Source organism: Stenotrophomonas koreensis, from assembly GCF_001431525.1.
GTDB classification, from domain to species: Bacteria; Pseudomonadota; Gammaproteobacteria; order Xanthomonadales; family Xanthomonadaceae; genus Stenotrophomonas; species Stenotrophomonas koreensis.
Genome location: NZ_LDJH01000008.1, coordinates 1 through 12,828 on the forward strand (window position 1 = coordinate 1; position 12,828 = coordinate 12,828).

Annotated in this window: 11 protein-coding genes; 5 read left to right on the plus strand and 6 right to left on the minus strand. The window is 64.9% G+C overall.

Features of this window, described 5'->3' with window-relative positions:
• Positions 1 to 185: hypothetical protein (locus ABB25_RS05155; RefSeq protein ID WP_152981030.1), on the plus strand; the 185-nt coding region annotated here is incomplete at its 5' end.
• A gap of 163 nt (positions 186 to 348) precedes the next feature.
• On the plus strand, positions 349 to 1,467 hold the full coding sequence (locus tag ABB25_RS05160) for an alkene reductase (protein WP_057664649.1): 1,119 nt from the start codon (positions 349 to 351) through the stop codon (positions 1,465 to 1,467).
• A gap of 79 nt (positions 1,468 to 1,546) precedes the next feature.
• Here the strand turns inward: ABB25_RS05160 and asnB are convergent, their stop codons facing one another.
• Entirely contained in the window at positions 1,547 to 3,244 is a 1,698-nt protein-coding gene (gene asnB / locus ABB25_RS05165) for an asparagine synthase B (RefSeq protein ID WP_057664651.1), read from the minus strand.
• A 470-nt stretch (positions 3,245 to 3,714) separates the two neighbouring features.
• On the opposite strand from asnB, the gene ABB25_RS05170 reads away from it, so the two are divergent.
• Positions 3,715 to 4,176, plus strand: a complete 462-nt coding sequence (locus ABB25_RS05170) for a hypothetical protein (RefSeq protein WP_083488130.1) — start codon at positions 3,715 to 3,717, stop codon at positions 4,174 to 4,176.
• Positions 4,177 to 4,208: 32 nt separating this feature from the next.
• Positions 4,209 to 5,213, plus strand: coding sequence for a hypothetical protein (locus ABB25_RS14880; RefSeq protein WP_244477756.1), 1,005 nt, complete (start codon positions 4,209 to 4,211; stop codon positions 5,211 to 5,213).
• Positions 5,214 to 5,253: 40 nt separating this feature from the next.
• Here the strand turns inward: ABB25_RS14880 and dapE are convergent, their stop codons facing one another.
• The 5 genes from dapE to map all read right to left on the minus strand — a co-directional run bounded on the left by dapE (position 5,254) and on the right by map (position 11,643).
• Positions 5,254 to 6,381, minus strand: a complete 1,128-nt coding sequence (gene dapE / locus ABB25_RS05180; RefSeq protein WP_057664653.1) for a succinyl-diaminopimelate desuccinylase — start codon at positions 6,379 to 6,381, stop codon at positions 5,254 to 5,256.
• Positions 6,382 to 6,494: 113 nt separating this feature from the next.
• On the minus strand, positions 6,495 to 6,854 hold the full coding sequence (locus ABB25_RS05185; RefSeq protein ID WP_057664867.1) for an arsenate reductase: 360 nt from the start codon (positions 6,852 to 6,854) through the stop codon (positions 6,495 to 6,497).
• A gap of 63 nt (positions 6,855 to 6,917) precedes the next feature.
• Positions 6,918 to 8,132 carry a 2,3,4,5-tetrahydropyridine-2,6-dicarboxylate N-succinyltransferase gene (gene dapD / locus ABB25_RS05190; RefSeq protein ID WP_057664869.1) on the minus strand — a complete coding sequence of 405 codons (1,215 nt, stop codon included), beginning with the start codon at positions 8,130 to 8,132 and terminating at the stop codon, positions 6,918 to 6,920.
• Positions 8,133 to 8,251: 119 nt separating this feature from the next.
• On the minus strand, positions 8,252 to 10,870 hold the full coding sequence (glnD, locus tag ABB25_RS05195) for a [protein-PII] uridylyltransferase (RefSeq protein ID WP_057664655.1): 2,619 nt from the start codon (positions 10,868 to 10,870) through the stop codon (positions 8,252 to 8,254).
• Positions 10,867 to 11,643 (minus strand): type I methionyl aminopeptidase, encoded by a 777-nt coding sequence (gene map / locus ABB25_RS05200; protein WP_083488123.1) that lies wholly within the window; start codon positions 11,641 to 11,643, stop codon positions 10,867 to 10,869. Before map ends, glnD begins: the two co-directional genes overlap by 4 nt.
• Positions 11,644 to 11,978: 335 nt before the next feature.
• Between map and rpsB the strand changes: the two genes are divergently transcribed.
• A complete protein-coding gene (gene rpsB / locus ABB25_RS05205; RefSeq protein WP_057664659.1) occupies positions 11,979 to 12,782 on the plus strand; it encodes a 30S ribosomal protein S2 in 804 nt (267 codons plus the stop codon).
• Positions 12,783 to 12,828: the final 46 nt, after the last annotated feature.

Genomic DNA, 12,828 nt, shown 5'->3' on the forward strand with positions numbered 1-12,828 from the left:
ATGCCATCGCGTTCGTGGCCCCCGGCCACGAACGCGATGGCATCGTGCACATGCCCGGCGGCCAGAGTGGGCACCCGCTGTCGCCGTTCTGGGGCGCAGGCCATGATGACTGGGTCGCCGGCCGCCCCACCCCGTTCCTGCCCGGGCCGGCCCTGTACACACTGACCCTTGCCCCGCCCGGCTGAGCCTGGTCACGCCGGGCAGCCGCTGGTCCGCAGGTTGCCGGCAGCAGCACCGGCAAGCACACGCGCAGACGCGCGGAACAGTGCATTGCACCGCCATCACCCACAGGATCGTGGCCCTGTGCAACGCTTTGCCGGCCATCCCCACTGATTTCAGGATGCCCTGATGACTTCGTTGTTTACCCCCTACTCGATGGCCGGCACCCCGCTGGCCAACCGCATCGTGATGGCGCCGATGACGCGCTCACGCAACCCGGACTGCATCGCCAACGCGCTCACCGCGCAGTACTACGCCCAGCGCGCCAGTGCCGGCCTGATCGTTACCGAAGGCACCCCGGTCACTCCGTCCGGCCAGGGTTATGTCGGCGTGCCGGGGATCTGGTCGCAGGCCCAGGTCGCCGGCTGGAAGCTGGTCACCGATGCCGTGCACGCCGCCGGTGGGCGCATCTTCGCCCAGCTCTGGCATGTGGGCCGGATGTCGCACTCCTCGCTGCAGCCCGATGGCGGCGCCCCGCTCAGCGCCAGCGCGGTGCCGGTGGCCGACAGTCCCTACAGCCAGTGCTTCATCAACCTGCCCGATGGCAGCGCCGGCCGCGCCGCACCCACCCCGCCGCGGGCACTGGAAACGGCCGAGGTCGAGCAGCTGGTGCAGGCCTTCGCCGACGCGGCAGCCAATGCCATCGCCGCCGGCTTTGACGGGGTGGAGATCCACGCCGCCAATGGCTACCTGTTCGAGCAGTTCCTCAACCCCAACGTCAACCAGCGCAGCGACCGCTACGGCGGCAGCCGCGAAAACCGTGCCCGCTTCACGCTGGAGGTGGTCGATGCGGCCATCGCCCGGATCGGTGCCGACAAGGTCGGCATCCGCCTGGCGCCCAACGGTTTCGTCTTCGACATGCGCCCCTACGAGGACAACGAGGCGACCTACCTGTACCTGGCCGGAGAGCTCGGTGCGCGCAACATCGCCTACCTGCACCTGTCCGACAACGGCACCGCCGACGGCCAACCGCATGCGATCGACGAGGCGCTGCTGGCAAAATTCCGCGCCACCTTCAGCCCGACCCTGATCCTGGCCGGAAAGATGACCGGCGAGCGCGCACAGCGCCTGGTCGATGCCGGACTGATCGACCTGGCCGGCTTCGGCCAGCCATTCATCAGCAACCCGGACCTGGTGCGCCGCCTGCGCGAGGGTCTGGCGCTGACCGAACCGGACCGTGATACGTATTACGGTGGCGATGCACACGGGTATACCGACTACCCGCTGGCGGACGGCTCGCCGGCCTGAGGGCCGCAGCAGCGTGCAACAAGACACCGGGCCGCGTGATGCGGCCCGGTGTCGTTTCAGCCCACGGCAGGGCGTGGCATCAGATCTTCGCCACCGCCTGGTCATGCACGCCAGCCACGGCGCGCCCCGACGGGTCGGCCATCGCGGCAAAGCTGGCATCCCAGGCCAGTGCGGCCGGAGTCGAGCAGGCAATCGACTTGCCACCGGGCACGGTTTCGGCCGCGGCCGGGGTCGGGAAGAACTGCTCGAACAGGCTGCGGTAGTAATAGGCTTCCTTGGTCTGCGGCGGGTTGACGCCGAAACGCTTGTCGGCGGCGGCCAGCTCACGGTCGGAGACCTGGCTTTCGGCATGCGCCTTCAGTCCGTCGATCCAGCCATAGCCGACGCCATCGGAGAACTGCTCCTTCTGCCGCCACAGGATCTCATCGGGCAGATAGCCTTCGAATGCCGCACGCAGGATGCCCTTCTCCATCCGCTGCACTCCGCCACTGGCCTTGTCGACCATCTTGTACCTGGCATCAAACGCCATGGCCACGTCCATGAACTCACGGTCCAAAAACGGCACCCGCGGCTCCACGCCCCAGGCCATCATCGACTTGTTGGCGCGCAGGCAATCGTAGTTGTGCAGGGCATCGAGCTTGCGGATCAGCTCCTCGTGGAACTGGCGCGCGTCCGGTGCCTTGTGGAAGTACAGGTAGCCGCCAAAGATCTCATCGCTGCCTTCGCCGGAGAGCACCATCTTCACCCCCATCGCCTTGATTCGGCGGGCCAGCAGGAACATCGGCGTGGAGGCGCGGATCGAGGTGACGTCATAGCTTTCGATGTGGCGGATCACTTCGGGCAGCGCGTCCAGGCCTTCTTCGAAGGTGTATTCAAAGCCGTGGTGGACGGTGCCCAGGTAATCGGCCGCCACCTGGGCAGCGGCCAGGTCCGGTGAACCTTTAAGGCCGATGGCAAAGCTGTGCAGGCGCGGCCACCAGGCCTCGCTCTGGTCGCCATCCTCGATGCGGTGGCGGGCATAGCGTGCGGCTACCGCTGCCACCAGCGAGGAATCCAGCCCGCCGGACAGCAGCACGCCATAAGGCACGTCGGTCATCAGCTGGCGGTGCACGGCCGCCTCGAAGGCCTCGCGCAGCTTGGTGGTATCGGCCGCAACCCTCTCCACGGCGGCGTAATCGCGCCAGGGGCGGTTGTAGTACTTGGTCAGCAGGCCGGTGGCACTGTCATACCAATGGCCGGGCGGGAACTGGGCCACATCGGCACAGGTATCCACCAGCGATTTCATTTCCGAAGCCACCCGCAGGCGGCCCTGGCTGTCATGGCCCCAGTACAGCGGCACCACCCCGATCGGATCGCGCGCGATCAGCACGCGGCCACGGGCCTTGTCCCACAGGGCAAAGGCAAAGATACCGTTGAGGCGGTTGAGGAAGCTGCCCGGCTCGTCTTCGCGGTACAGCGCGTTGATCACCTCGCAGTCCGAAGCGGTCTGGAAGGCATACGGTTGGCGAAGCTGGCCCTTGAGCGTGACGTGATTGTAGATCTCCCCGTTCACCGCCAGTGCCAGCTGGCCATCCTCGGACAGCAGCGGCTGGCTGCCGCCGGCCGGGTCGACGATGGCCAGGCGCTCGTGCACCAGGATCGCACCGTCATCGACATACACGCCGCTCCAGTCCGGCCCGCGGTGGCGCTGGCGCTGGGAATGCTCAAGGGACTGGCGGCGCAACGCGGCCAGGTCGTCACCGGGTTGCAGGCCGAAGATGCCGAAGATCGAACACATGGGTGGTACTCCAAAACGTGGGGGAAGACGAAGGCTTTACGGAAGTACGGCGGTGTTGCGATGGAGCGTGTGGCGGTGCTGCTGGCTTGCGCTGCGCCCAACAAAAAACCCGCATCGGGCGATGCGGGTTTTGTTGATCTGGCTCGGTGCCTCAAGCCAGTGCGCGGGCCCGCATCCTGCCCACGCGATCGTTCCCAATCGCATTGTTGCGATTGTTCGGATTGGCCACGTTGGCGTTGAGGACGGCGTGCATGGGACGACACTAACCCGGCAGATCAGGGGGTTGCAACGGTTTCATTGGCAACCTGCTGTTGCCAACCTCAAAAATTTGCTCGCAGCAGGAGACCGAGGAAGGCGGCGACCTCCGTACGCAATATGTAACCAATCAGGCAATCGGTGAACACCATCATACAAACTCAATTGATTACAGTTTAGCTTCTGATTCTGGCATGCAGTACAGGAGACCCGGTATGCACGAACTCACTCTCGGTGCGACAAACCAACAACGTCATTGGCGCACCAGAACGGCAGCAGCTGCCTGTTTAGCCTTTTCAGCAACAGCAATCGGAGCATGTTCCATGACGCAGTCCGCATCAAAAATGCCTATGGCCAGCGCATCCATTTCCACACCTGCCGACCTATCGAACGCAAGAATTTTTGACTGCGCCGAAGCCGCTGTGAGCGATCTGTCGCAGACAAGCAGCTCCTGGCCCAAGATCACCCTGAGGGACGAAAGCAAAGGGGTGCTGGAATCGGGGGACTATCCTGCCGACGACAAGACGGGATTCCGCATGCGGCTTGAACGTATCAACGCCGGCACTGGCATTCGAGTTCATCTCAAAGGCGCGGGGGCCTATTACGTGGACCTTGGGGTGCAGAAGGCCATCGACGACCTGACGCGTAAAGTCGATGAATGCATCAAAGCAGACTGAATACTGCCCCCTCCCGGAGATGAGATATCAAGATGGACACCTATTCCATTGAAGCGAGATCGCTGGGCGTTGCTGGCATTGCGGGACACAACTATTGGGTACTACGCGACCACCATGGGAAGGCGCTGGCCGAGCTGCATGGATTGGCTACTGACAGGGACTCCGGAACTGCCATCCCCATCGGATCCGATGAGTCCAGGCATTCACTACGAGCGTGGCACTACGCACATGATGCGGAATATGCCGCAAGCATAGGCGCCAAGGTAGATACGACCACATACATTGCACAGGACCAGCCAGCGCGCACCGTCGCCACCGGCACCAAGGATGAAGTACTGGGCCGCTGGAATGCCGCCGCCCATGCCGTGCAAGAACTCAACGCGTTGGATCTGAACTATCCCAATTACGGCTTCAAGGTGTTTGCTGAGACCATCAATAGCAACTCCGCCTATCGCACTTTCGGCGAATTGATGGATGTGCCGGTTCATGACTTCCCTGGCAGGGTGGAGCCCGGCATCGAAAACAGGATGCTCAGCCCGGAGCGGATAGAAAAACTGAAATACACCGCGCCGGAACAGCCTACCAAAATTGCCGCACACCAACCGAGCAACAACGACTCGCCATCAGTGGACGCAAGGCTGTTTGCAAACGATCCAGCACATGCCAACCATGCCACCTACAAGAAGATTCACGACTGGGTAGTAGGCACCGGTAATTGGTCGGAGTCAGAGGCGCGCAACGTCAGTGCGGCGCTATACCGAAAGCAGCTGGACGACCCATCCATCAAGCAGGTAGACCACGTGATGGGAGGAATGGGAAAGGATGGTGCGCAGAATGTTTTTGCTGCGTATAGCCCAACAGGAACCGATGGGTGCATATTCCGTACCCACATTGATGGCCGCATTGCCGCAACACAATCTGCCGATGAAAACCTTGAGCACGCCGAACTTGCGCGCCAGTGCAAAGTTCAACAGACAGCAGATAACCTGACGCAGCTGCAAGCACATGAAACCCGCATGACAATGAGCGCAGGTTGACGCCCGTGCAGCAAAAACCCGGCTTTCGCCGGGTTTTTCTTCAATCCAACAACCGCGCGATCAACTGCTGGTACAACTCCGGCAACTTCTCCAAATCCTCCACCCGCACACACTCATCCACCTGGTGGATGGTGGCGTTGACCGGGCCGACCTCGATGCACTGCGCGCCCAGCGGGGCGATGAAGCGGGCATCGGAGGTGCCGCCGCCGGTGCTTTCCTCCGGCGCCTTGCCGGCAAACTGGCCCAGCACCTGCCGGGCAACCGAACGCAGGCGGCCTTCCGGGGTGTAGAACGGCTCGCCACTGCGGTGCCATTTGATCGCGTAATCCAGCTTGTGCGCGTCGAAAAGGGTATGGATTTCGGTTTCCAGCTTCTGCGCATTCCACAGCGGGGTGTAGCGCAGGTTGAACATCACCTCCAGCGTGCCAGGGATGACGTTCGAGGCGCCGGTGCCGGCGTTGATGTTGGACACCTGCAGGCTGGTCGGCGGGAAGCTTTCAAAACCGTCATCCCAGCGGCGGGCGGTCAGCTCGGCCAGTGCCGGTGCAGCCAGATGGATGGGGTTCTTGGCCTTGTCCGGATAGGCGACATGACCCTGCACGCCACGCACGGTGAGCGTGCCGGTGAGCGAGCCGCGGCGGCCCACGCGCAGCAGGTCGCCCAGCACGGCGGTCGATGACGGCTCGCCGGTAATGCACCAGTCGATGCGCTGGCCACGCTCGGCAAACAGGCGGGCGACATGGCGCACGCCATCAATCGCGTCGCCTTCCTCATCAGAAGTCACCAGCACGGCCAGAGTGCCGGTGTGGTGCGGATAAGCGGAAACGAACGCTTCGGCGGCAACGACAAAGGCGGCGACGCTGCCCTTCATGTCGGCCGCGCCGCGGCCGTAGAGCACGCCATCGCGGATTTCCGGGGTGAACGGATCGCTGACCCAATCCTCGCGCGGGCCCGGCGGCACCACGTCGGTATGACCGAGCAGCACCAGTACCGGTTCGCCCTGGCCATGGGTGGCCCAGAGGTTATCCACCTCGCCCAGGCGCAGGTGTTCGATGGCAAAGCCGGCAGCGGCCAGGCGCGAAGCGATCAGCTGCTGGCAGCCGGCGTCATCCGGGGTGATGGACGGGCGGGCAATCAGCTCGCAGGCAAGGTCAAGGACACAGGACATGGCATTCCAGGAATTGGCTCATCGCGCGCAGGCGCGCTCCCACAGGGCAAAGGCAAAGGCAAAAGCGGCGGGCTGACTCGCCCCTGCAACAGCAGGAGCAAAGCTGCCGCCGGTCAATCGATGTTGAAGCGCTTCTTGAAGCCGTTGTCGGAAAAGCCCTGGCTGACGACGCCATCGGCAGTGACCACGACCGGGCGCTTGATCAGCTGCGGGTATTCGCGCAGCAGCAGCTTCCATTCGGCATCGCTGGCGGCGGCCTTGCGGTTGTCGGGCAGCTGGCGCCAGGTGGTGGAGGACTTGTTGACCATCGCGCCCAAACCGCCGAGCTGGGCGGCCCATTCCAACAGGGTTTCGGGCGAAGGCTTGTTGTCGCGGTAATCGACGAAGGTGTAGGCCACACCGAAGCGGTCCAGCCACTTGGTGGCTTTCTTGCAGGTGTCGCAGTTCTTCAGGCCAAAGATCGTGGCGCTCATGGTGGCGGTCATATGGATTCGCTCAAATGCAAAACGGCCGGGACGGACCCGGCCGTGGGTGGATCAGTCGGCCAGGCCGCGCAACAGTTCGTTGATGCTGGTCTTGCCGATGGTCTTTTCATCCACCTGCTTGACGATCACCGCGCAGTACAGCGAATGGCTGCCGTCCTTGCTCGGCAGCGAGCCGGACACGACCACGCTGTACGGCGGGATGTAGCCATAGCTGATCTCGCCGGTGGCGCGGTTGTAGATGCGGGTGGACTGGCTCAGGAACACGCCCATGCCGATTACCGAGTGGTGGCCGACGATCACGCCCTCCACCACTTCCGAGCGCGCACCGATGAAGCAGTGGTCTTCAATGATGGTGGGCGATGCCTGCAGCGGCTCCAGCACACCACCGATACCGGCACCACCGGACAGGTGGCAGTGCTTGCCGATCTGCGCGCACGACCCTACCGTGGCCCAGGTATCGACCATGGTGCCCTCGCCCACGTAGGCGCCGATATTGGTGAAGCTGGGCATCAGCACCACGTCACGGCCGAAGTAGGTACCGCGACGGGCCACTGCACCGGGCACCACGCGCACGCCGGCTTCGCGGAACTTGGCGGCATCGTAGCCGGCAAAGCGGGCCTCCACCTTGTCCCAGTACGGCGCCGGGCTGGCGGTGGTCACCACCATGTCGTTGATGCGGAAGTACAGCAGCACGGCCTTCTTCAGCCACTCATTGACCTGCCAGCCCCCCTCGTCCAGCGGCTGGGCCACGCGGAACTCACCGCTCTCCAGACCGGTGACCACGCGCTTGACCAGCGGGGCCACCTCGGCCTTGATCTGGGCGGCGGTCAGCGCGGCACGGGCGTCAAATACCACTTCGATACGGGCCTTGAGCTGTTCCACGCTCAAGGCATTGAACTGCGCGGCCAGCTTGCGCGCGGCGGTGTTGCGCGGCGCTGCCTTGGCAACGGGCACCCTGGCCGGACGCGCAGCGGCACGCCTGGCAGGCACTGCCTTGCCGGCAGCCGGTTTGGCGACCGGCTTGCGTGCCTTGGCGGCGGACGTCTTCACGCCAACCGGGTTCCTGGTCACAGCCTTCTTTGCCACCGATTCCTTCGCCACCACTGGCTTGGCCACAGCCTGCGGCTTGCTGGCAGCGGCCTTCTTGCCGGCCGGCTTGTTGGCGATGGCCTTCGTTGCCACCGCCGTCTTGCCGGAGGCCTTGCGCGGTGCGGGCCTGGCCGGAGCGGCGGTCACGGCCGGCCTGGCGGCGGCCGGGGTTTTCACTGCGGCGTTGCGCGCAGCAACCGTTTTCGCCACGGGTGCTTTTTTCGCGCCCGCCTTCGCAGCGGCAGTCTTGGTCACAGTGGCGGTCTTGCGGGTTGCCATGGGGGATGGGCTCCAGTTCAACGGGGGGCCAGCGCGGCCAGCAGCGCTTCGCGCAAGGCCTGGCGGGCAGTTTCGTCCAGGGGACGGTCTTGATGATCAGTGAGCAGGAACTGGTCCTCGCCCCGCTCTCCGAAAGTGGCAATGCGTGCGTCATGCACACGCAGGTTCTGGTCGCGCACTACTTCGGCCACATCGGCCAGCAGGCCGGGGCGGTCGGTCGCCACCAGGTTCAACAAGGTGCAGTGGCTTTCGCCCGCCTCGGGAAACTCGATGCGCGGCGCAAAACGGAAGTGGCGCAGCTGCCGCGGCACCACCCGGCGCACCGGGCGCAGGGCATCCAGCGGTGCGGACAGCACCCGCTGCAGGTTGGCCACCAGCGCCTGCGGATCGGGATCGGCAAAGCTGTCGGCCGGGCTGACCTCGAAGGTATCGAGCACGGTGTCGTCCGGGCCGTCGAGGATCCGCGCACGATGGATGGCAAAGCCCAGCCGGTCCAGGCTGATCACGATGGCCGCGAACAGGCCATCGCGGTCGGGCGAATGCACCAGCAGTTCCAGCGCATTGGCGCCGTGCTGGATCGGACGCGCCCGCACCAGTACCTCGCCGGGTGCCACTTCGGCCAGCGCCTGTGCCTGCCACAGCAGCTGCTCGACCCGGAAGCGGACAAAGGCTTCATCGGGCATCCGCGCCAGCAGGCCGGCTGCCTGCTCGGTGCTGTAGCCGCCCTCCTGCAGCCAAGCCGCCACCTCGCGCCGTGCTGCCGCCACCCGGGTGGATTCAGGCAATGGCGGCTCCAGGCCTTCACGCAGCGCACGCCGGGTAGCGAAATACAGGTCAGCCAGCAGGCGGTCCTTCCAGGCATTCCACAACTTCGGGCTGGTACCGGCGATATCGGCACAGGTCAGCAGGTACAGGTAATCCAGCCGTTCGCGGCTGCCGACCAGACGGGCAAAGGCGTGCACCACCTCCGGGTCGGTAATGTCCTGCTTCTGCGCGGTCACCGACATGCGCAGGTGCTGCTCCACCAGCCAGGCCACCAGCTCGGTATCGTGCGCATCCAGGCCATGGGCCTGGCAGAAATCGCGGGCATCGACCGCGCCCAGCTCGGAATGATCCCCGCCGCGGCCCTTGGCGATGTCATGGAACAGGCCGGCCAGCAGCAGCAATTCAGGCTGGCTCAGGCGTGGCCAGACCGCATGGGCGATGGAAAACCGCTCATCGACCTGGCCAGAAGCAAACTGGCCGATATTGCGCAGCACCATCAGCGTGTGCTGGTCCACCGTGTAGGCATGGAACAGGTCGAACTGCATGCGTCCGGACACCTGGGCAAAGGCCGGTATCCACTGCCCCAGCACCCCCAGCCGGCCCATCCGCGCCAGGGTCTGCGCCGGCTGCGGGCCGCGCATCAAACGCAGGAAACGGTCGCGCGTGGGCTGGTCGACGGCGGTATAGGCGGCCATTTCATCCAGGTACTCGGCCACCGCGCGCGCCGTCAACGAATGCAGGCCACGCACCCCGTCGGTAGCGGCCCAGACCGCAAACAGGTCAAACAGGTCGGCCATCCGGCCGTAAGGCCAGGCCGGGTCATCGGCAGTGAGGTAACCATTGCGCAGGCTGAAGCCGCGCTGCAGCGGCTGCGCCAGGCCACTGCCATCGAACTGTTCTTCAAAACGCTGCAGCATGCGGTCTGACACCCGGCGGATCACCGCGGCAGCGCGGTAAAAGCCCTGCATCATTTTTTCCACCGCCAGGCTGCCATCGTCATCGGCATAGCCCAGACGCGTGGCCAGCGCCTTCTGGTAGTCAAAGCGCAGCCGTTCCTCGCCTCGCCGCGCCACCAGGTGCAGCCCATAACGCAGACGCGACAGCACGATGCGCTCGCGCTTGAGCGCGGCCGCCTCGTCCAGGCCGACATGCCCAAGCCCCACCAGCGCCTCGATATCGCGCACGCCGAAGGCGCGCAGCGACATCCAGCCCAGGGTATGCAGGTCGCGCAGCCCACCCGGGCCCTCCTTGATGTCAGGCTCCAGGTTGTCGGCGGTGTCACCAAAGCGGCGATGGCGGGCCTGCAGCTCCTCGCGCTTGGCCAGGAAGAACTCGCGCGCCGGCCACATCTTCTCCGGCGCAATTGCTGCGGCCAGTGCCTTGCGGGTGGCCGCGTCTGCCACCAGCGGGCGCGCCTCGATCAGCGCTGTCATCACGGTCTGGTCGGCCGCAGCCGTGGCGCATTGCTCCAGCGAGCGCACCGCATGGCTGATGGCCAGCCCGGCATCCCACAGCATCGCAAACAGGCGCGCAATCGCATCGGCATGCGCCAGCTGGTCGGCCGGCTCACCCAGCACCAGCACGTCGATATCCGAGTGCGGGAACAACTCGCCGCGGCCATAACCACCCACCGCAAACAGGCTCAGCCCGCTGTCCGCAGGCAGGCACTGCACCCAGGCATTGCGCAGCAACTGGTCCACCGCGCGCGCGCGCAGCGCGATCAGCTTTTCCGGGTTTTCCGTCTGGCCGAAGCGACGGTCCAGCCGTGCCTCGGCCTCGACCAGCACTTCGCGTGCACGCGTCGACCAGGCCCCGTCACCGGCGGGGTCGACCTGGGCGTCGGCCCGCGAGGCAACGAGGTCGCGGCTCACAGCGGCGGCACTTCGCCGGCAGCCAGGGTCAATACATCCACCCCGGTTTCGGTCACCGCCACCATATGCTCCCACTGCGCCGACAGCTTGCGGTCCTTGGTGACCACGGTCCAGCCATCGGGCAGCACCTTGGTGTAACGGGTGCCTTCATTGATCATCGGCTCGATGGTGAACGTCATGCCCGGCTTGAGCACCAGCCCGGTGCCCGGCTTGCCGTAATGCAACACCTGCGGCTCGTCGTGATAGACCTTGCCGATGCCATGGCCGCAGTACTCGCGAACCACGCTGAAGCGCTCGGATTCAGCATATTCCTGGATCGCGTGACCGACATCGCCCAGGGTCGCGCCCGGCTTGACCGCACGGATGCCACGCCACATCGCCTCGTAGGTGACCTCGCACAGGCGCCGGGCCATCACCGACGGGGTGCCGACGTAGTACATCCGCGAGGTATCGCCATGCCAGCCATCCTTGATCACGGTGACGTCGATATTGACGATGTCGCCGTCCTTCAGGACCTTGCTGTCGCTGGGAATGCCATGGCAGATCACGTTGTTGACCGACGCGCAGACCGTCTTCGGGAAGCCGTGGTAGCCGACGTTGGCCGGGATCGTCTTCTGCACGTTGACAATGTGCTCGTTGCAGATCCGGTCCAGCTCTTCGGTGGTCACGCCCGGCTTCACGAACGGGGTGATCATGTCCAGCACCTCGGCCGCCAGGCGGCCGGCGATGCGCATCATCTCGATTTCTTCTGGGGTTTTAAGGTTCACGCTCATCGCGCCATTATCACCCATCCAGCGCACGCTGGCGCCATCGCTGCGGCCATGGGCCCGCGACCGCACAGGCGCACCTCGGGCGGCGCAGACACTTGCCTGGCACGGCATTGGCTGCCATACTCGACGGGTTTTCACGGCCCTGGCCACAGGAAACCGCCAACACCGGGCGTGACCGGTGAATACACACCTGCTGCCCAAACCCGTGCCGGGGTGCCTCCATGAGGGGTTCGGCCACGGCGCGGCAGGGAGGCCCAACCCCGGAATCTTTCAGCCGCGTCGCGGCCTGCCCTTCCTATTCCTTTCGGGCAGGAGATTCCCATCCAAGGAGTTTTGCAATGCCCCAGGTCACCATGCGTCAGATGCTGGAAGCCGGCGTCCACTTCGGCCACCAGACCCGCTACTGGAACCCCAAGATGGCTCCGTACATCTTCGGCGCCCGCGGCAAGATCCACATCATCAACCTGGAAAAGACCGTCCCGCTGTTCAACGATGCGATGAACTTCATCTCCTCGATTGCCCAGAAGCGCGGCACCATCCTGTTCCTGGGCACCAAGCGCAGCGCGCGTGAGTCGATCAAGGAAGAAGCCGAGCGTTGCGGCATGCCGTTCATGAACCAGCGCTGGCTGGGCGGCACCCTGACCAACTTCCGCACCGTCAAGCAGTCGGTTGCCCGCCTGAAGGAACTGGAAGCCGGTGAAACCGACGGCACCTTCGACAAGCTGGTCAAGCACGAAGTGCTGGGCCTGCGCCGCGAGCGCGACAAGCTGGAAGCCTCGCTGGGCGGCATCAAGGAAATGAACCGCCTGCCGGACGCCATCTTCGTCATCGACATCGGCCACGAAGACATCGCCATCAAGGAAGCCAAGAAGCTCGGCATCCCGGTGATCGCCGTGGTGGACACCAACTACAACCCGGAACTGGTGGACTACGCCATCCCGGGCAACGACGACGCCATCCGCGCCGTGCAGCTGTATGCCCGCGCCGCTGCTGACGCCGTGCTCGAAGGCAAGGCCGCTGCTCCGCACGCCGCCACCGTGAGCGAGGAAGAGTTCGCTGAAGTGGCTGCCGAGGAAGAAGGCAAGCCAGCCCGCCGCGCTCCGGCCAAGAAGGGCAAGAAGGGCGACGACGCCACTGCCTGATCCGGCCTCCGACCGGGCGTGATCCTCACGCCCGGTCCTGTATCCG

Coding starts and splice junctions, on each gene's coding strand:
- rpsB (WP_057664659.1), top strand. CDS start 11,979: ATGCCCCAGGTCACCATGCGTCAGATGCTGGAAGCCGGCGTCCACTTC.
- asnB (WP_057664651.1), bottom strand. CDS start 3,244: ATGTGTTCGATCTTCGGCATCTTCGGCCTGCAACCCGGTGACGACCTG.
- dapE (WP_057664653.1), bottom strand. CDS start 6,381: ATGTCCTGTGTCCTTGACCTTGCCTGCGAGCTGATTGCCCGCCCGTCC.
- map (WP_083488123.1), bottom strand. CDS start 11,643: ATGAGCGTGAACCTTAAAACCCCAGAAGAAATCGAGATGATGCGCATC.
- ABB25_RS05160 (WP_057664649.1), top strand. CDS start 349: ATGACTTCGTTGTTTACCCCCTACTCGATGGCCGGCACCCCGCTGGCC.
- ABB25_RS05185 (WP_057664867.1), bottom strand. CDS start 6,854: ATGAGCGCCACGATCTTTGGCCTGAAGAACTGCGACACCTGCAAGAAA.
- ABB25_RS05170 (WP_083488130.1), top strand. CDS start 3,715: ATGCACGAACTCACTCTCGGTGCGACAAACCAACAACGTCATTGGCGC.
- ABB25_RS14880 (WP_244477756.1), top strand. CDS start 4,209: ATGGACACCTATTCCATTGAAGCGAGATCGCTGGGCGTTGCTGGCATT.